The organism is Streptococcus oricebi (assembly GCF_017883985.1).
Taxonomy (GTDB): domain Bacteria; phylum Bacillota; class Bacilli; order Lactobacillales; family Streptococcaceae; genus Streptococcus; species Streptococcus oricebi.
In genome coordinates, this window is sequence record NZ_PRDG01000002.1 from 1 (window position 1) to 19265 (window position 19265).

The 19265-nt window shown below is 43.4% G+C and carries 19 protein-coding genes and 1 pseudogene; 18 read left to right on the forward strand and 2 right to left on the reverse strand.

Translation table 11 applies throughout. From position 1 onward, the window contains the following. The first annotated feature begins 311 nt into the window (after positions 1 to 311). The 11 genes from C4K46_RS02645 to alaS all read left to right on the forward strand — a co-directional run bounded on the left by C4K46_RS02645 (position 312) and on the right by alaS (position 13238). Positions 312 to 626 carry a PTS cellobiose transporter subunit IIB gene (locus C4K46_RS02645; RefSeq protein ID WP_209627137.1) on the forward strand — a complete coding sequence of 105 codons (315 nt, stop codon included), beginning with the start codon at positions 312 to 314 and terminating at the stop codon, positions 624 to 626. 43 nt (positions 627 to 669) lie between these two features. Further along, the gene (locus tag C4K46_RS02650) at positions 670 to 2658 is read left to right on the forward strand and encodes a BglG family transcription antiterminator (protein ID WP_209627139.1); all 1989 of its coding nucleotides are present in this window, start codon (positions 670 to 672) and stop codon (positions 2656 to 2658) included. An 11-nt stretch (positions 2659 to 2669) separates the two neighbouring features. After that, complete coding sequence (locus tag C4K46_RS02655; protein WP_209627141.1) at positions 2670 to 2984, forward strand: PTS cellobiose transporter subunit IIA; 315 nt, start codon at positions 2670 to 2672, stop codon at positions 2982 to 2984. A 13-nt stretch (positions 2985 to 2997) separates the two neighbouring features. After that, positions 2998 to 3501, forward strand: coding sequence for a hypothetical protein (locus C4K46_RS02660; RefSeq protein ID WP_209627143.1), 504 nt, complete (start codon positions 2998 to 3000; stop codon positions 3499 to 3501). A 123-nt stretch (positions 3502 to 3624) separates the two neighbouring features. Next, on the forward strand, positions 3625 to 4974 hold the full coding sequence (gene celB / locus C4K46_RS02665; protein ID WP_209627145.1) for a PTS cellobiose transporter subunit IIC: 1350 nt from the start codon (positions 3625 to 3627) through the stop codon (positions 4972 to 4974). 212 nt (positions 4975 to 5186) lie between these two features. Beyond that, positions 5187 to 6167, forward strand: coding sequence for a competence protein CoiA (locus C4K46_RS02670; protein WP_209627147.1), 981 nt, complete (start codon positions 5187 to 5189; stop codon positions 6165 to 6167). Positions 6168 to 6274: 107 nt separating this feature from the next. Then, positions 6275 to 8086 carry an oligoendopeptidase F gene (gene pepF / locus C4K46_RS02675; protein WP_209627771.1) on the forward strand — a complete coding sequence of 604 codons (1812 nt, stop codon included), beginning with the start codon at positions 6275 to 6277 and terminating at the stop codon, positions 8084 to 8086. Then, positions 8079 to 8792 carry an O-methyltransferase gene (locus C4K46_RS02680; protein WP_209627149.1) on the forward strand — a complete coding sequence of 238 codons (714 nt, stop codon included), beginning with the start codon at positions 8079 to 8081 and terminating at the stop codon, positions 8790 to 8792. The genes pepF and C4K46_RS02680 overlap by 8 nt, the downstream gene beginning before the upstream one ends. Before the next feature lie 78 nt (positions 8793 to 8870). Continuing rightward, on the forward strand, positions 8871 to 9854 hold the full coding sequence (prsA, locus tag C4K46_RS02685) for a peptidylprolyl isomerase PrsA (RefSeq protein ID WP_209627151.1): 984 nt from the start codon (positions 8871 to 8873) through the stop codon (positions 9852 to 9854). Between the two features lie 235 nt (positions 9855 to 10089). Continuing rightward, entirely contained in the window at positions 10090 to 10587 is a 498-nt protein-coding gene (locus C4K46_RS02690) for an LURP-one-related/scramblase family protein (RefSeq protein WP_209627153.1), read from the forward strand. Between the two features lie 32 nt (positions 10588 to 10619). After that, entirely contained in the window at positions 10620 to 13238 is a 2619-nt protein-coding gene (alaS, locus tag C4K46_RS02695; protein ID WP_209627155.1) for an alanine--tRNA ligase, read from the forward strand. A 67-nt stretch (positions 13239 to 13305) separates the two neighbouring features. Here the strand turns inward: alaS and C4K46_RS02700 are convergent, their stop codons facing one another. Then, complete coding sequence (locus C4K46_RS02700; RefSeq protein WP_209627157.1) at positions 13306 to 13470, reverse strand: hypothetical protein; 165 nt, start codon at positions 13468 to 13470, stop codon at positions 13306 to 13308. 284 nt (positions 13471 to 13754) lie between these two features. On the opposite strand from C4K46_RS02700, the gene C4K46_RS02705 reads away from it, so the two are divergent. The 7 genes from C4K46_RS02705 to C4K46_RS02735 all read left to right on the forward strand — a co-directional run bounded on the left by C4K46_RS02705 (position 13755) and on the right by C4K46_RS02735 (position 17688). Next, on the forward strand, positions 13755 to 13973 hold the full coding sequence (locus tag C4K46_RS02705; RefSeq protein ID WP_245335117.1) for a helix-turn-helix transcriptional regulator: 219 nt from the start codon (positions 13755 to 13757) through the stop codon (positions 13971 to 13973). Further along, positions 13970 to 14677: a DUF3169 family protein gene (locus C4K46_RS02710; RefSeq protein WP_209627158.1), complete on the forward strand. Its 708-nt coding sequence runs from the start codon at positions 13970 to 13972 to the stop codon at positions 14675 to 14677. The genes C4K46_RS02705 and C4K46_RS02710 overlap by 4 nt, the downstream gene beginning before the upstream one ends. 46 nt (positions 14678 to 14723) lie before the next feature. Then, entirely contained in the window at positions 14724 to 15431 is a 708-nt protein-coding gene (locus C4K46_RS02715) for a CPBP family intramembrane glutamic endopeptidase (RefSeq protein ID WP_209627160.1), read from the forward strand. 641 nt (positions 15432 to 16072) lie between these two features. Beyond that, a complete protein-coding gene (locus C4K46_RS10700; RefSeq protein ID WP_420853772.1) occupies positions 16073 to 16240 on the forward strand; it encodes a hypothetical protein in 168 nt (55 codons plus the stop codon). 201 nt (positions 16241 to 16441) lie between these two features. Beyond that, complete coding sequence (locus C4K46_RS02725; RefSeq protein ID WP_245335119.1) at positions 16442 to 16966, forward strand: hypothetical protein; 525 nt, start codon at positions 16442 to 16444, stop codon at positions 16964 to 16966. A gap of 21 nt (positions 16967 to 16987) precedes the next feature. After that, entirely contained in the window at positions 16988 to 17293 is a 306-nt protein-coding gene (locus C4K46_RS02730) for a hypothetical protein (RefSeq protein WP_209627166.1), read from the forward strand. 5 nt (positions 17294 to 17298) lie between these two features. Beyond that, entirely contained in the window at positions 17299 to 17688 is a 390-nt protein-coding gene (locus C4K46_RS02735) for a protein-export chaperone SecB (RefSeq protein ID WP_209627168.1), read from the forward strand. A 50-nt stretch (positions 17689 to 17738) separates the two neighbouring features. On the opposite strand, the pseudogene C4K46_RS02740 reads toward C4K46_RS02735, so the two are convergent. Next, positions 17739 to 19190: pseudogene (locus C4K46_RS02740) on the reverse strand (IS3 family transposase). Positions 19191 to 19265 lie beyond the last annotated feature (75 nt).

The window sequence follows — 19265 nt, forward strand, 5'->3', positions numbered from 1 at the left end:
GTGTGGTTACTTACAGTTTACACGATTAGAGGAGTCTATGGGGATTTTTTGTTGCACTTTATTTTACAATCTATCAAATAAAAAAAGAAGAGATTGGGCAGAAGTCAGTGCTAAAAAGCAAGGCTTCTAGCCCAATCTTCCTTTGTTTATGGAGGTAAGAGCTTACTTATTTTTATGACTAGGAGGTCAGGGGAGATTTCCTTTTTGCTTTTTTTAATATTTTCCTTAGTGCAAAGGAAAAAATTCCACTGGATTTTGATAACGCTTTCATATATACTAGAGATAGAAATAAATTACTAAGGAGTAATAAGATGGTTAAAGCATTGATTATTTGTGCAGCAGGTATGTCTTCCTCTCTGATGGCTAAAAAGACAACAGAGTTTCTTCAAGCCAAGGGGCAAGATGTGGAGGTAGATGCTATTAGTGCTACCGAGGGGAAAAAGGCCATTGACGGAGCCCAGTTTGACCTCTATTTGATTAGCCCTCAAACCAAGATGTATTACCAGCAGTTTGAAGAAGCGGCAGCCAAGGTCGGCAAGCCCATCGCCCTTATTCCGCCCCAGGCCTATATTCCGATTCCGATGGGAATTGAAAAGTTAGCCGGCTTAATTAACGAGCATCTCTAGAATTTTTCTGTCAACCTTGTTCCAATAGTTTGGAGGACCTTGTGTGTTACAACAAAAAGAAAAGCGATTGCTCCACCAACTTCTAGAAAACAAGGGCCGCTTTGTAACCAGTAAGCATTTGGCCCAAGAGCTAGCCTGCTCGGACCGGACGGTTCGGACCTATCTAAAGTCCTTGAAGGCCCTCAGTCCCGCTCAGACTGGCTGGGAGCTGGTCTCCAAGCAGGGCTATGGCTACAAACTAGTTATTGTCAACCAGAAGGACTGCCAAAATTTTATCAAGTCAGAGAATATTTTGGAGCGAGAGCCGACAGCGGGAGCCAATATAGAAGATCGCTACAGTTATCTGCTTAATAAACTGCTCTTTGAGCAGGCCGAGCTTTACTTTGATGATTTGGCCGAGGAGCTCTTTGTCAGTCGCTCCACTCTTTCGGCTGATTTTAGAAAGATTAGAAGGGACCTGGCCCCTTATCAGCTAAAGATTGAAAGCAAGGCCAAGCAGGGCGTTTATATCCAGGGAAAGGAGCGGGACAAACGCCGCTTCATTATGGACTATTTCTTTCGGGATCGTTTTTTCCAGTCCCTTCATCACTATATCAATATCCAGGTGGAAGGACGGGAAATCAGTCTGGAGGAGCTGACCATTATCGTTTTGGATGAATGCCGGGAGGGCCAGTTGAGGCTGTCAGACTTTGTCATCCAAAATCTGGTAGTCCATATCGCCCTCTCCTTTAAGCGTCTGGCCGAGGGCTTTCAGATTAGCCAGATTGAGGGTTGGTCCCAGGAAGATTATGAACTTGAGCGTAGGATTGCCCGGCGGATTTTAGAAAGGGTCCGCCTAGCGACTGGTCTAGACTTTCCCGAGGAAGAGGTAGACTATATCACCCTGCACTTGATTTCCAAGGCTTCCTGTCAGCTAGCACCTAATCAAGCAGGGGATTTGGAAGAAGAACTGCGCCGGCAACTCATTCAGGTTCTGGAAAATTCCAGCAAGCTCAAACCTTATGGTTTTGCGAAAAATTTTCAACTGATTGAAGGCTTGGTTACCCACTTAAGCACCTTTTTCCTGCGGCTGAAAAACCAGGTTGTCCTTGATAATCCGCTGCTAAAGGAAATTAAGGACCAATATCTGGCAAGCTTTGAGCTGACCAGAGAGGTCTTAGAGGCCATGCCCCTCTTTGCTGAGGAGAGTTTGTCAGATGACGAAGTGGCCTATGTAGCCCTGCATTTTATGGCTGCTTTGGAACATTTAAAAGAAGAGCAAAAGTTTCGAGTCTTGGTTATCTGTGCGACGGGCTATGGTAGTGCCCAAATGCTTAAAAATCGAATTGAACATGAGTTGGGCAATCTGGTTGAGATTGTGGACCTTATCGGCTATTATGAGTTAAATGATCAACGTCTGGAAAATATTGACTTCATTATTTCCTCTATCGACCTGTCCAATCTGGTCTTTACCATGCCTGTCTTCACGGTTAGTATCTTCCTAAATAGTGAGGAAGTCAAGATGATTAAGCAGGAAATAGCCCAGCTCCAGCCCTTGGACGCTTATGAGTTCAAGCAGCAGGTGGCCCAGGCTGAGGAACTTGAAGAGCTCTTTCAGGCCTATTTTTCAGAAGACTACTTTGTCATTAGCCAGGCCACAAGTAAGGCGGAGCTACTTGAGGACCTGCTTATTCGGATGTCAGCAGGAGAAGAGCCCTATTTTGTCTCTTCCATGCAGGACTTGATTGAACAGCGGGAAAAGTTGAGTTCGGTCGTCTTTTCGCCAAGTCTAGCGGTTCCCCACCCCATCAAACCCCTGGCCAAGGAGCATAAAATTGGTCTTGCCATCCTGCCAGAAGGCCTCTATTGGAATCAGGATTTTCCAAACATTCGTCTGGTCTTTCTTCTGTCCCCGGCTATTTATGATAATCAAGGCCTCTCTAGCTTGACTGGTAAAATTGTCCAGCTCCTTGAGAGACCGGATTTGGAGCAGGGCCTGCTCCAATGCTCTGATTTTTCTAGCTTTAAACAAGTATTTTTATCGATTAACTAAGGAGGCTGTCTATGAATCAAGAAGAATTACAAGTAGTGGCATTTGAGATTATTCTTCATAGTGGTACTGCCCGGACGGTGGTCCATGAAGCCTTTGCCGATATGCGTGAAGGAAAGTATGAAGCAGCAGCGGAAAAACTAGAGGCTGCTAATACGGAGTTGGTTGAGGCCCACCATGCCCAGACCAAGCTCCTTCAAGACTATGCCGGTGGAGAAGAAATCAAAATTGAAATCATCATGGTCCATGCCCAGGACCACCTCATGACCACCATGACTCTAAGAGAGGTAGCCCTAGAAATGCTTAGTCTCTATCGCAAGCTAGCCTAGGAAGGAGCCAGTCATGACCGGAAAAGAAAGGGTGGCCCTAGAGGCTAAAAGCAAGGCCGCCACACTGAAGAATATGTACTATGCCCGCTACTTGCTGGTTCGCTATACCCTGCCTATCTACTTTTTCGTCAATCTTTATTGGCTATTGATTCTCTTTCTGTCCAAGTCCTATCTGGCCCTTCCCTATCCCCTGGTTCTAATGGGGGCAGGAGGTTTGGCCATGTTGGAGCAGGGGCGGATGTATAGCGAGGAGCAAAAGCCTGCGCGGTTGACCTCTCGTTTCTTGCAGCTGACCATTATCAGCAACCTAGTGCTCATGCTAGCGGTGTTAGGAGGGGCTAAGTCCTTCTTTTATCCCTTTGTCAAAGATACAAGTGGGACTAGCGCCATTCTTATCATCTTCTTGGGACTGGGTATCCTTTTGGCCGGGCTAATCTTAGCCAAGCTCAGACGGATTGATGCCAAGGCTGATTGGCAATACAAGCGCATCAGGCAATATTTATCAGCCAAGTCCTAGCCAAACTAGCAAGAGTAGAACGGATTCCTTCCTAAAAATCGTTGCTAGTCCGATTCCCCTAGTCTAAATTAAAAAAGTCATCATAGAGCTCCCAGCTCTCACATCTAAAAAGGAGGACATTTTATGAATAAGATGTTTGAGTCGTTTGAGAAGTTTATGGCCCCTCTGGGAAAGATTTCCCAGTACCGCTTTGTTAGGGCCATTACCGCAGCCGGGATGGCCAGCATTCCCTTTACCATTGTAGGGTCCATGTTTTTGGTTTTCAATATCCTACCCATTACCTTTACCATGCCCTGGTTTGTTGATTTCTTCAATAATACCTTCGGCAAGTTTGCTGACCTCTACATGTTGGCCAATCGGGCGACTATGGGGATTTTAGCCCTCTACTTCAATATCGTTATCGGTTACGAATTGACCAAGATTTACGCTGAAGAAGAAGAGCTAAATTTGACCCCCTTAAACGGAGCCTTGCTTTCTGTTTTTGCCTTCTTTATGAGCCTACCTCAATTAGTCTTTAAGGGAGGTGCTGTCGGTCTTGTGCAGTCAGTCAAGGAAGGAGCCTATATCATCAATGGTTGGGCTATCGGTGGTGACGGGGTTTCTCGTCTAGGAACAGTGGGAATCTTTACAGCTATCATCATGGCTGCTTTGGCTGTACAAATCTATCGCTTCTGTGTGAAGAAAAAATGGGTGGTTAAGATGCCTGAATCTGTCCCAGAAGGGGTATCGCGTGGTTTTACAGCCCTGGTTCCAGCCTTTAGCGTAGCCTTTGCGGTCATCTTTATCAATGGGATTTTTGTGGTCCTAGGTACAGACATCTTCCAAGTCGTCTCCATTCCTTTTGGTTTTGTAGCCCATATCACCGATTCTTGGTTGGGCTTGATGGTCATCTATTTCTTGATTCATGCCCTTTGGATTGTCGGTATTCATGGAGCAACCATCATCAGCTCCCTCATCACCCCGATTGTGCTCCATAACATCACCCTTAACCTTAAAGGGGCTCATATCCCTTTGGCCGGTGAATTTTCTAATATGTTTGTTACTCTTGGGGGATCCGGAGCGACCCTAGGCCTCATCATCTATATGGCCTATGTAGCCAAGTCTGAACAGCTGAAAATGTTGGGTAAGGCGGCGATTATTCCAGGAATTTTCAACATCAATGAGCCCATTATCTTTGGTCTACCAATCATCTATAATCCAGCCTTTATGCTACCTTTCTTCCTAGCTCCAATGGCTTCAGGTAGTATCGCCTACTTTGCGATTAAGTTGCAACTATGTCGACCAGTTATTGGAAATATGCCTTGGCCTTCTCCAGTGGGAATCGGAGCCTTTGTCGGTACCGGAGACTGGCGGGCTGCGGTAGTGGCTGTCGTCTGTGCTGTGGTTGCCTTCCTGGTTTATCTACCATTTATCAAGATGCACGATACTAAACTCTACAAGGAAGAACAGGCCCTAGCTCAAGAAGCAGCCTAGGTCTAATGGACTATCGATTCTAGTCAGAATAAATAGAAGAAACTGAGTCTTTGCCGGCTTTTAAGCTGGTCAAGGGCTTGGTTTTTCTTTTTTACGAATAAATAGATAGGAAAGACTCCTTGAGCCAGAAAGCCAGTTCAAGATAGGCCAGGAGTAAGTTTGTTTTATCCAGAAAGGCTTTTTGTATAGGCCTCAAAGAGAAAGGAGCAGCCATGTTTGTCGCCCGCAATCATCAGAGAGAGTTGATTCATTTATTGGAAGGGGACCTTCCAGATCAAGGGCCCTTCTTTTGTCCAGCTTGTGCAGGTCCCTTATGCCTAAGACAGGGTCCAGTAATGCAGGCCCATTTTGCCCATCTTTCCCTTAAAAATTGCCAGTATCAAAGTGAGAATGAAGGACCAGAGCATCTGGGCTTAAAGGCAACCCTCTTTGCTTGGGCTAGAAGGTCTGGTCCCGTAAAGGTCGAAGCCTTTTTAGCTGAGCTGGGTCAGATTGCCGATTTGCTAGTGGGAGAGAAAGTAGCCCTGGAAATCCAATGCAGTCCCTTGAGCCAGGCAAGGTTAAAAGAGAGAAGTCAGTCTTACCAAGAGCAAGGTTATCAGGTTATCTGGCTTTTGGGAGAGCGTCTCTGGTTAAAAAAGTCGCTGACTCCCCTGCAAAGAGACTTCCTTTATTTCAGTCAAAATATGGGTTTTCATCTCTGGGAGTTGGATCAAAAAGAGCAAGTCTTAAGACTGAAATACCTACTCCATGAGGATTTACATGGCCAGGTCCAGTACAAGGAGCTCTCCTTTCCCTTTGGGCAGGGAAATCTCCTGCAAGTCCTGCGCCTTCCCTATCAAGAGCAGAATTTAACTAGTCTTTTAGCCAAGACAGACCCGCAAATCTCTACCTATGTCCGTCGCCAGCTCTACTATCGCAATCCCAAGTGGCTAGCCCGTCAGGCGGTTTGTTATCAAAAGGGGGAAAATCTCTTGACTCAAAAGCTAGAGGATTTTTATCCCCAGGTGACTCCTTTAAAGTCTCGGACAGGTTTTTGTCAAATTAGTCAAGACCTGACTAACTACTATCAAAATTTTGCGGCCTATTATCTAGACCAGGGCTATCAGAAGGTCCAGGTCCTCTATCCCCCAGCCTTTTATGCCTACATTAGGCAAGGTCAAGGGGAGGAAAAGTCTAGTCCTTCTAGATAAAAAGCCGATAAGGCCAGCAAGTCCCAGCTCTTTTAAGAAAACTAGTTGCATCCCGACTTAAAAAAGCGCCGTTTTTATGGTAAAATGGAGAGCATGGAGGACTTCTTATCATGAAAGAAAGAAATGAAATTGCAGAAAAATATACCTGGGATTTGACTACGGTCTATCCTAGTGATCAGGCCTGGCAGGAAGAGCTAGCTAGGCTAGAGTCTGACATTGAAGCCGCCCAGGCTTGGTCCGGCCATTTGCTGGATTCGGCCCAAAACTTGCTTCAAGTCACCCAGCTCTACCTAGACTTGATGCGACGCTTGGAAAAGCTCTCGGTCTATGCTTCGATGAAAAACGATCAAGACACTCGTCTAGCTCAATACCAGGAGTTTCAGGCCAAGGCCCTAGCCCTTTATAGCCGCTTCAATCAGGTTTTCGCCTTCTATGATCCAGAATTTATGGCTATTTCCCAAGAAAGCTATCAGGATTTTCTGGCCCAAGAGCCTGACTTGGCCCTTTATCGTCACTTTTTTGACCAACTCTTGCAGAAAAAAGCCCACGTTCTTCCCCAAAGAGAAGAGGAACTTTTGGCAGCTGCGACCGAAATTTTTGGTTCTGCCAGTGAGGTCTTTGCTATCTTGGACAATGCGGATTTGCGTTTTCCTAAGATTAGAGATGAAGAAGGTCAGGAAGTGGAGCTCAACCACGCCAACTATATTAGCTTTGTTGAGTCCAAGGATCGTCGCGTAAGAAAAGAGGCCTTTGAAGCCCTATATAGTGTCTATGAGCAGTACCAGCATACCTATGCTAAGACCTTACAGACCAATGTCAAGGTTCAAAACTATCAGGCCAAGGTCCGGCATTTTTCCAGTGCTCGCGAGGCTGCCCTGGCAGAAAACTTTATTCCAGAGAGTGTCTATGATAGCCTGGTTTCTGCGGTCAATAAACATCTGCCCCTGCTCCACCGTTACATTAAGCTCAGAGCTCGGATTTTAGATTTACCAGATTTAAAGATGTACGACCTCTATCGTCCCTTGTCTGATTTGGACTATAAGTTCAACTATGAAGAGGCTCTTGATAAAGCAGAGCAGGTCTTGGCGGTACTAGGACCAGACTATCTGGAGCGCGTGCAGCAGGCCTTTAGTCAGCGGTGGATTGATGCCAAGCCTAATCAAGGCAAGCGTTCAGGAGCCTATTCGGGCGGTTCTTATGATACCAATGCCTTTATGCTCCTCAACTGGCAGGACAATCTAAATAGTCTCTTCACCCTGGTGCATGAGACCGGTCATAGTCTCCACTCGACCTTTACTCGTGAAAATCAACCCTATGTCTATGGGGACTATTCTATTTTCTTGGCAGAGATTGCTTCTACGACCAATGAGAATATTTTGACCGAGCAACTCTTGCAAGAAGTAGAAGATGACCAGAGTCGTTTTGCTATCCTCAATCACTTTTTAGATGGCTTCAAGGGAACAATCTTTCGTCAGACCCAATTTGCCGAGTTTGAGCAAGCTATTCATGAGGCCGACCAGGCAGGTCAGGTCTTGACCAGTGAGTTTTTAAACCAGCTCTATGCAAACATTAATGAGCGTTACTATGGCCTTAAAACTGAGGACAACCCAGAAATTCAATACGAATGGGCCCGGATTCCTCATTTTTACTACAACTACTATGTTTTCCAATACGCAACTGGTTTTGCAGCAGCCTCAGCCCTGGCTGAAAAGATTATCTATGGTAGCCCAGAGGATAAGGAAAATTATTTGACCTATCTCAAGGCCGGTAGCTCTGACTATCCTCTTAAGGTCATTAAAAAAGCTGGTGTAGATATGGAAGAAGAGGCCTATCTAGATGCCGCCTTTGCCGTCTTTGAACGCCGCCTGGATGAGTTTGAAGCCTTGGTTGAGAAGTTAGGTTTGGTGTCAAATGGTTGAGACTTATAGTAAAGATTCCAATCCGAATATGCGCCGACCCATCGTCAAGGAGCAGGTGCTGGATTTTATGAGGCAGAGACAAAAACCTCTGACTGGCTCTTTAAAAGACCTAGAGGATTTTGCTTTAAGAGAGAATATCCCCATTATCCCCAAGGAAACAGTGGCCTATTTCCGCCTATTATTGGCCAGCCTACAACCCCAGTCAATCTTAGAAGTGGGAACAGCCATTGGCTTTTCTGCCCTTCTGATGGCTGAGGCTGCACCGGAGGCTCAGATTACAACCATTGAACGCAATCCAGAAATGATTGCTCTAGCCAAGGAGAATTTTCAGCGCCTGGACCAGCGCCAGCAGATTGAGCTTCTGGAAGGAGAAGCCTTGGATCTCTTGGCTAACCTTTCAGGCAGCTATGACTTTGCCTTTATGGACTCAGCCAAGTCCAAGTATATCGTCTTTCTACCCCAAATTCTAAAGCAGCTCAAAAAGGGAGGGCTGGTCTTGATTGATGATGTTTTCCAAGGAGGGGACATCGCAAGACCTGCCGAGGAGATAAAGAGGGGCCAAAGGGCTATCTACCGAGGCCTACATCGTCTTTTTGATGCCTGCTTGGATCACCCCGATCTGACTGCCAGCCTCCTGCCTTTGGGAGATGGCCTCCTCATGCTTAGAAAGGATAAGGAAACCGTAAATTTTGAGGATTTGACCTAATTTTTAGCAAAATTTAAGTCAATCATTTCTTTTTATGGTACAATAGGGAAAGTGAATTAAAGGAGGAGTATTTTTTTAATGAAGAAAAAAATGATTGCTGGAGCCTTGGCCCTTGCATCTGCTGCAGTTTTAGCGGCCTGTTCTCAGTCAGCAAATAACAATACCGATATTATTAGTATGAAGGGCGACACGATTACAGTTGGTGAATTTTATGACAAGGTAAAGACCAATTCAGCTGCCCAACAAGTTCTCTTGAGCATGGCGATTAAGGACGTCTTTGAAAAGAAATATAGCAAGAATGTCACAGATAAAGAAGTCACAGAAGCCTACGACAAGAGTGTTAAATCCTACGGTGATAATTTCCAGCGGGCCCTAGCCCAAGCTGGTCTGAATGAAGACAGCTACCGCGAGCAAATCAGAACCAATAAGCTGGTTGAGTATGCGGTTAAAAAAGCTGCTGAAAAGGAGCTGACCGACGCCAACTACAAGGCAGCTTATGAAGAGTACACGCCAGAAGTAACTGCTCAGATTATCAAGCTAGATAGTGAAGATAAGGCTAAGCAAGTTCTGGAGCAAGTCAAGGCAGAGGGGGCAGATTTTGCCCAGATTGCCAAGGATAACTCAACAGATAGTGCCAGCAAGGACAAGGGCGGTGAAATCAAGTTTGACTCAACTACCGCTAATGTAGCAGCGGACCTTAAAAAGGCAGCATTTAGCTTAGAGCCAAATGCCATTTCTGAGGTAATCAATGTCAAGGAAGGCTATACCGATAGCTACTATATCCTAAAATTGGTCAGCAAGACAGAAAAGTCAGCCAAGTGGGAAGACTACAAGGAAAAGCTCAAGCAGTCCATCATGACCCAAAAGCAAAATGACCCAAGCTTTATCCAAAGCGTTGTAGCTAAAGAATTGCAAGAGGCCAACATCAAGGTTAAGGATCAGGCCTTCCAAAATGTCTTTGCCCAATACATTAGTTCAACTGGTTCATCAGAAGCGTCCTCAACTTCTAGCTCTAGCGCCAACAGCTCTTCTAGCCAAACGTCATCGTCAGCAGCAGAATAGCTTGACGAAAGGTTGGAAAGCCAGTATAATAAAATCATTGAGAATTGATAATGACAGATTCTAGCCCAGAGAATTGGCGGTGCTGCGAGCCATCTAGAAGTGATTATCATGCTACTCAAGTTGCAAACTAAAATAGTAAATGAGAATGACAAGTTCATTGAATGAAGGTGGTACCGCGGTTTTTCGCCCTTCGTCTGATGAGACTTGTCTTTTTTCGCCCCCATAGGAGGAAAAGATGAAAAGCTATCATGTCAAGCAGAAAGTTCGCCTAGGTGGAGAACGGTTTGAAATCTTTGATGCAGCTAACCGCCTAGCCTATCAAGCGGCCGGCTCTTTTCTGAAAATCCCTAAGACCTTTAAGATTTCTAGGAGCGATGGTTCAGAGGTCGCCAGCATCAAAAAGCAACTCTTGACCTTCCTACCAGGTTTTGAGGTGGTCCTGGCTAAGGGCAGTCGGTTTCGGATTAAGAAAAAGTGGACCTTTTTTCGGGACCGCTATGAATTAACCGATTTTGATTTGACTGTTCAAGGCAATTTTTGGGATTTGAAGTTCAAGCTAGTAGACAATCAAAGCCAGCTAGTCGCCGAGATTGACAAGGAACTTTTCCACCTAAGCTCTCATTACAATATCACTATTTTTGATGAGGCTTACGAAGAATTAGTTATATCCTTAGTTGTGGCTATCGACTATGTCGAGGCCATGGAGGATGCAGCTAATTCCAAAAACCACTAAAATGATTAGATAAAGATAAGAGGAGAAAAATAATGAAACAAATGACATCTGCACAAGTCCGCCAAATGTGGCTTGATTTCTGGGCTTCAAAGGGCCATAGCGTCGAGCCTTCTGTCAGCCTAGTTCCGGTCAATGATCCAACCCTACTCTGGATTAACTCCGGGGTGGCAACGCTGAAGAAATACTTTGACGGAACCATTATTCCAGAAAATCCTAGAATTACCAACGCCCAAAAGGCTATCCGGACCAACGATATCGAAAATGTCGGAAAAACAGCCCGTCACCACACCATGTTTGAGATGTTGGGGAACTTTTCTATTGGGGACTATTTCCGTGATGAGGCTATCGGTTGGGCCTATGAACTTTTGACCAGTCCAGAATGGTTTGATTTTCCTAAGGACAAGCTTTATATGACCTACTATCCAGATGATAAGGACTCCTATAACCGTTGGATTGAAGTCGGAGTAGACCCTAGCCATCTCATTCCAATTGAGGACAATTTCTGGGAAATCGGAGCTGGTCCTTCAGGTCCGGATACGGAAATTTTCTTTGATCGAGGACCAGCCTTTGACCCTGAAAACATCGGCCTACGCCTTTTGGCTGAGGATATTGAAAATGACCGCTATATTGAGATTTGGAATATCGTCCTATCTCAATTCAACGCTGATCCTGACCTACCGCGGAGCGAGTATAAGGAGCTTCCTCACAAAAATATTGATACGGGAGCAGGCTTGGAGCGCCTAGTAGCGGTTATCCAGGGAGCCAAGACTAACTTTGAAACCGACCTCTTTATGCCCATTATTCGTGAGGTCGAGCATCTATCAGGCAAGGTTTACGACCAAGACGGAGATAATATGAGCTTTAAGGTCATTGCCGACCATATTCGCTCCCTCTCCTTTGCTATTGGCGATGGGGCCCTCCCGGGTAATGAAGGCCGGGGCTATGTGCTACGCCGTCTCCTGCGTCGGGCCTCCATGCATGGCCAAAAACTAGGAATTACTGGTCCCTTCCTCTATAAACTGGTCCCAACAGTCGGCAAGATTATGGAATCCTACTATCCAGAAGTCCTAGAAAGACAGGCCTTCATCGAGAAGATTATCAAGAGTGAGGAAGAGTCCTTTGCCCGGACCCTGCATTCTGGCCAGCATTTTGCTGAACAAATGGCAGCCCAACTCAAGGCAGAAAATAAGACAGAACTAGCGGGAGCAGATGTCTTTAAACTTTATGATACCTATGGTTTCCCAGTTGAATTGACCGAAGAAATCGCTCAAGAAATGGGCTTGACCATTGACCGGGCAGGCTTTGAAGCAGCTATGAAGGAGCAGCAAGAGCGAGCACGAGCTTCAGTTGTCAAAGGTGGCTCTATGGGCATGCAAAATGAAACCCTGCAAGCTATTACAGTGGAGAGCCGTTTCAACTATGAAAAAGAAGCCCTATCTAGTCAGCTTCTTGCCATCGTAGCAGACGACCAAGAAGTAGCAGAAGTTGCCGCAGGTACAGCCCACCTTATCTTTGCAGAAACACCATTCTACGCTGAAATGGGGGGACAAGTAGCCGACCATGGTCAAATTTTAGACCAAACAGGAAAACTCCTTGCCCAAGTCCTAGATGTTCAAAAGGCACCGAATGGCCAAGCCCTGCACAAGGTAGAGGTTCTAGCACCGCTAGCTGTCAATGAGAACTACCAGCTTGAAATCGACCACAGTCGTCGCCACCGGGTCATGAAGAACCACACAGCCACCCACTTGCTCCATGCGGCTCTTCACAATGTTTTGGGCAACCACGCAACTCAGGCCGGCTCACTCAATGAAGTGGACTTCCTTCGCTTTGACTTTACCCATTTCCAAGCAGTTAGTCCAGATGAACTCCGCAGAATTGAGCAGGAGGTCAATGAAAAGATCTGGGAGGCCCTAGCCATTGAAACGGTTGAGACAGACATCGAAAGCGCCAAGGAAATGGGGGCTATGGCCCTCTTTGGAGAAAAATACGGTAAGAATGTTCGGGTCGTGACCATCGGTGATTACTCTATCGAGCTCTGTGGAGGGACCCATGTTGGCAACACTTCCGAAATCGGTATCTTCAAGATTGTCAAGGAAGAAGGAATTGGTTCAGGAACTCGCCGGATTGTAGCTGTGACCAGCAAGGAAGCCTTTGAAGCCTACCGGGAAGAAGAAGAGGCCCTTAAGGCTATCGCTAGCACCCTTAAGGCGCCACAAATCAAGGAAGTTCCCTATAAGGTAGAGGCCCTCCAAGAGCAAGTTCGTCAACTGCAAAAGGAAAACGAAGCGCTCAAGGCCAAGGCTGCTGCGGCTGCCTCTGGTGAGATTTTCAAGACTGTCCAAGAAGTGGCAGGCAAGACCTTTATCGCTAGTCAGGTCTCTGTCTCTGACGCTGGGGCCCTAAGGACCTACGCAGATACTTGGAAGCAAAAAGACTATTCAGATGTCTTGGTTTTAGTAGCAGCAATCGGTGACAAGGTCAATGTCCTGGTAGCAAGCAAGACCAAGGAGGTCCATGCTGGAAATCTGATTAAAGAACTAGCTCCAATCGTCGATGGACGAGGAGGAGGAAAACCAGATATGGCCATGGCCGGAGGTAGCAAGCAAGCTGCCATCCAGGACCTCTTAAATGCCGTAGCTGATAAACTATAAAAGATATAAGAAAATAAGCTAGGAAGGCACTTCCTAGCTTATTTTTATAGATGGCTCCTATCCGAACTCAAGCATGTTTGGAACGGAATTCGAGATAGCGGATGATGACTCCTGCTAGGACGAATAGAATCCAAGCGGGGTGCCATAAGTTGAAGAAAAAACCTAGAATAAGGTAAGTAACAGTAGTCAAGCCCCAGATAAGGCCTGAAATCGCTTTGACATCATGTTTCATCCTTGTCTACCACCTTTCTTTGGTATTGTAAACTACTTCTACTTTCATTATAGAACAATAAGCTAAAAAAATCAACAAACTAGACAAAAAGAGTATACTGTCTATTTTTTAAAATGACAAAAATAATAGTTTTTTTGACAATGATACTTGTCAAAAAGACAAAGAAATGTTACAATATTAGTGAAGAGGAGTTGAGGAGCTAGGAAAGAAAGCTCTAAACCCCTTCGTCAAAGGGAAAAGCAGATTTTCCATGCGCTAATCGTAGTGGATAAAGGAGTGAGGAGATGATTCAGTTAAAAAATCGGCTCAAGGAGTTGCGGGCCAGAGACGGGCTCAATCAGACTGAACTGGCTAAAAAAGCAGGGGTTTCCCGTCAGACAATTAGCCTGATTGAGCGCGGAGAGTATACGCCGTCGGTTCTTATTGCCTTAAAAATTGCCAAGATTTTCGGAGAAAATTTGGAGGCAGTTTTTCGCTTAGAAGAGGAGAAGAAAGAAAAATGAAAAGAAAAGTAAAATTCCTTTTGCTACTGGTCCTATCAATGGCTCTAGGTCTGGTTATGGGCATGATTAAAGGAGAAAACATCAACTTCTCAAGCTTTTATCAAAGTGGGGTAGTCAAGATTCTTATTCTGGTCTCCCTTCTTACTAGCCTAGTTGCCATGTTTTATCTCTTAGGGCAAAGCCGTAAGATTTACCGCCAACAGCAGGTAGAAGTCGATGAGGAAAGGGCCTACCTGCTCTACAGAAAGGCTTATCGGAGCTTGGGTTATAGTTCCGTATTCTCAAACCTTTATCAGGTGTTGGTTATTGTGAGCCTTTTCTTGTCTGTCAGAATTAGGGAGAGTAGTTTCTCTTTTGATTTGCTCCCTCTGATATTCATGCTAATCAGTTTTCTCTACTATTTCCCTTTAAGAAAAGCCCTTAAAGAATTGCGAGGTATCGACTTTCCGCTATTTCCTTGGCCAGAGGATTCGCTGCGCTTGGTGCAAAGCTATGATGAGGCAGAAAAGGAGGTCAATTTTGAAGAGAGTTTTCTCATTCTTTTCCGTCTAAATCAAGTGGTTATCCCAGTTGTCTATTTTGTGATTATAATAGCATCTGTGTTGCTTGGTCAATTACAATGGCTAGCCATAGTAGCAGTAGCGGTTATCCACCTCTACATCAATATCATGTCCTATCGCATCGTTAAACGCTATTACTCCTAGGGGCGATTTTTGTCAATTTTAGTTTCTTTCATCTTAAGGAGGTCTTATGATTAAAACTAGTAAAATTCTCTTAAATTTAGGTAAGGTTGTAGCCCTTGTCTTGGTGACCATCTTCCTTAATTCTCTACCAATGTTGCTGATTGCTCGAAATGATGTTCTCAGTCTGCCGGTAAAGATATTAGCCAGTCTATTTTATATTGCGATTATCCTCATTTTCTATAGCTTTATTTGGCGCTATTATCAAAAGCAACAACCCCTAGAAATTAGGGAGCAAAAGTTTGGTTGGAAGGATTTTGGTATTGCCCTGCTCTATTCTTTGGTCGGTCGGGTCATCGCTATACTCGCTACGTTCTTGCTCCGCTTGATGACTGGCCAGCAGGAGACTGCTAATGATAGGATGATTCAGTCTGTCGGTCAGGGACAAGGACATATTTTTCCGGCCTTCATCATCTTCTTTGTCTTGACCATAGGTGTTTTTGCTCCGATTTTGGAAGAATTGACCTTCCGGGGCCTCCCTCAAACTTTCTTTATCAAGGGGAAAGCAAGTAAGATCATCGGAGCAATTCTGACGTCCCTGGTTTTTGGAATCTTGCATACCAGTAAGCTGATTGAACTTCCTGTCTATTTCCTGCTTGGCCTCCTATTTTATTTAAGTTTTCAACGTCGGGGCAATATTAAGGATTCGATTGCTGTCCATATTCTCAATAATCTTCCAGCTGCTATTCTTTTAGCCATTAGCTTATTTAACCAATAATCATCAAAGAAAAACTTCCAAAGAGTCTGATAAAAAGTCAGCTTCTTTGGAAGTTTTTTCTGATTTTTGCAAGCTTTGCTTCTCTTTGTCTAAAAATAATCTTTTCTTTCTGACCTATTTATGATAAGATATATTTATATAAAATTATAAAAAGGTAGATTTTATGAAAGAAGTAAAGCGAATATTTAGAAATAGCTGTAAATTAGGGCTCCTCTTTGTTTTTTTATTAGCCTGTCGTTTTTGGGCCCAGGGCCTCACAGCTTGGCTGGCAACTGGAGGGATGAAGGCTCAGTTCAAAGGGGTTATCTTCTCTATGTTAATCCTAGCTGCTTGTCTAGTAGGGATTAGCTCCCATTATTTCTCCTATGAGGAAAAAAGGGTGGAAAAAGAAGGACTGTCAATCCTAGACGGCCTATTCATTCTTTGCTTTTTTACTCTGGATCGACTCTTTCTCTGGTTGGGACTGCCTGTGCTGGAGCACCTTCTTGGTCCTGGTCTAGTCAGCTATGAAGCAGGTCTCTTGGCCACTGCCAAGCAGATTTCCCAGCAATTTTTTGCAGCTGGCCTCCTCTATGTCATGATTATCAGCCTTGTTTTACCAAGTTTTACCAATTTTGGAGGAGCTGATTTTCCGTGGCTTTATGACCTATTATTTCTTCCAGCCCCAGGACAAACTAGTCTTAGCCCTCCTAAGCTCAGCCCTTTTTGCCCTCGGTCGCTTTCCGACAACGATTTTTGCCTTCCTCTTTGATTTTGGCTTGGGTCTCATCTTTTATGGAGCTTATTGCCGTCGGTTCTTATTGCCTTAAAAATTGCCAAGATTTTCGGAGAAAATTTGGAGGCAGTTTTTTGCTTAGAAGAGGAGAAGAAAGAAAAATGAAAAGAAGAACAAAGTAGCTATCACGGTCGGTTGAGTTAAGTTATCTTAAATATTAAATTTACTACTTTATAGTTGACATTTGGATAAAAAATAAGATAAAATATAACTAATATAGTTGGAGATTTTAATTTTGAATACAATTATACCATTATTTCATTGTAACAAAGAGGAAATATTAGAAGAACTTTTGAATAAACGCTTAGTTATTAGCCGCCATCAAGATGATGCAGACTGGGGTGGAGAAGGTATGTATTTTTGGGATAATAAAGCTAATGCTAATTATTGGAAATCTATAAAAGGTGGAAATACAGGAATAATAAAGTGTTATATTTCTTTTGATGATGAAAATGAGCTATTAGATTTAACCGATTTGGAACATGAAAGACGTATAGACAAATTGATTAAGTTGGTTTCTAAGCAAAAAAAATATCCTTCTTTGGCAATGGGAAGTAGAGGAAAAAAAATAGATTTTTACTGTGATAAATTGGGGATTAAATTAGTTAAGTTTTTTGCTAAGTATCCTCATACACCTAACACAGACCTCATATCTTCTAATAGCAGTAGTAAGAAAGAAAGACTTACTAACCAAATTAAAGCTATTTATTGTATTAAAAAAGGAAATGATAGTTTGTTTCAAATCGTTTGTAAAATGTAGATTCAAAAAAAGGAGGACGCTATGTCAGTTATAGATAGAATAGATGATTTAATTGCTAAAATTGAGAGTGGAGACGACGAGTTCCTAGAGGAACTTGCAAAAAATTATGAAGATTTTCTTCAAAATGAAAAAATTAGTGAATTAGACAGGGTCACTATGCAAATCTCGCTAGATACCTCAGATAAGATACAAAATAACTCATTGCATGATAAGAACTTTAATACAGATAAAAGCACAGGAAAAAATTTATTTGAGAAACAATATAAAATTTATATTGATGCTACAAAGATTTTAAATAATAAATTGGATACTTTGAAGGCGGCATAAACAAAATGACGAAACCAGTTATATCACTTGAAAGATACAAGATAGATAAATTACTCTATTTTCATAATCTTACTGAAGAAGAATTGAGTGTAGACTCTAATTTTGAAATAAATTTTCAAGCAGGAACGACAAAAGATGAAAAAAATGGTAAAGTGACTCTTAAAACAAAAATTATTGATAAAGATAATTCCAGAAAAATAGAGGCTGAAATTTCAGGTTATTTTAGTGTCAATGATGTAGAGGATGTTGAAAAGTATCTAGTTATCAATGGAACTGCGATAATATTTCCATATTTACGGAGTGCAGTGTCTATGATTTCTGCTCTTGATAGTGCTGAGGCGATTGTTATCCCAACTGTTAATGTGTTAGATTTAATAAAAAACAATAATTCCTAAAACATAAAAAAACAGATTGATGTACTGACCCCAAAAAGTTAGACAAATAATTATTGTATGGATTTAGTTCTGTATTCTACAGGGCTAAGTCCTTTTAATTTTTCTTTGATCCGTTTGTTATTGTAGTAGTCAATATACTCCTCAATAGCCTTTTCCAATTCATCTAGTGTCTGATAAGACTTCTCATAGCCATAGAACATCTCAGACTTGAGAATGCCAAAGAAAGACTCCATCATGCCGTTATCTAAGCTATTGCCCTTCCTAGACATAGACGGCACCATGCCATGCATTTCTAGAAAGTAGTGATAGCTCTGGTGCTGGTATTGCCAACCTTGGTCACTATGTAGAATAGTTCCTTTGTAAGTCTCAGCAGGGAAGGCTTTCTCAAGCATATCATGTAATTGCTCTAGATTAGGAGATTGAGAAATATTGTAGGCAATAATCTCGCTGTTGAATCCATCTAAAACAGGTGATAGGTAGAGTTTCTTATCACTAGTTGGGATAGCGAATTCCGTCACATCTGTATAACACTTCTCATAAGGTTTGGAACCCTCAAACTGGCGCTGAATCAAGTTGTCTGCTTTCTTACCGACATCACCCTTGTAGGAGTTATACTTGCGAGGTCGACGCATCACAGCTTTCAAACCAAGCTCTCTCATGAGGCGCTGGACTTTCTTGTGATTGACATGGACTCCTTGATTTTTTAACTCTAGATAAATGCGCCGATAGCCATAGTTGCCTCTATGCTCTTGATAGATGGCTCTTATTTCAGTTTTGAGTTCCTTGTCTTGTTTCCCTTTTTCCAGCTGTTTTAGCTGATAGTAGTAAGTTGAGCGCGCTAGTTTTGCCGTCTCCAGAAGAAAGTCTAGTCGGAATCCTCCTGTAACCATCTCTCTAACTGTCGCTGCCTTTCTCGCTGTTCGGCTTCGTCCTTTAAGCGAAGCTCTCTCAACTTTTTGGCGATAGTCGTTGCAATTTTAATCGCTTACGAATATCCCTGCAAAGCTTGTCCAAGAGTGAAGACTGAAAGGATGAAACGATTGGCAACAAGCTACTGCTAGGTAGGCGACCTCCGTTCTAAGGCGCTCATTTTCGTACTGAAGGCGTTCCAGTTCGGTCATCTCTTCCCAGGTTTTCTTTGGCTTCCGTCCCATTTTTGGTGGCCTTCCCTTTTGTTTCTCAACAATAGTATACCCGTTTTTCTTGTATTGTGCCAGCCAATTGGAGAGCGTCCCACGATTTGGGAGAGCATAATCTATGGAAACCTCTAGCTGAGACCGACCTTTAAGTAAGACATCGTCCATGATTTGTTTCTTCAATTCAGGAGGATAATACTTCTTTTTTCCTTTACGAACACTTTCTAGTCCATGCTTATCCATTAGCCGGACCATATATTGAAGATTAGACACATGGACTTCGTATTTTTGACCGAGTCTTGACCAGGACCAGCCAGCTAATTTTAGCTGATAGATTTCAATTTTATCATCATAGCTTAATTTCATCAAAAAACACCCCTTCTGTTAGATTTTCTGTCTAACTTTTGGGGTGCGGTTCATGAATATCTGTTTTTTTATTAT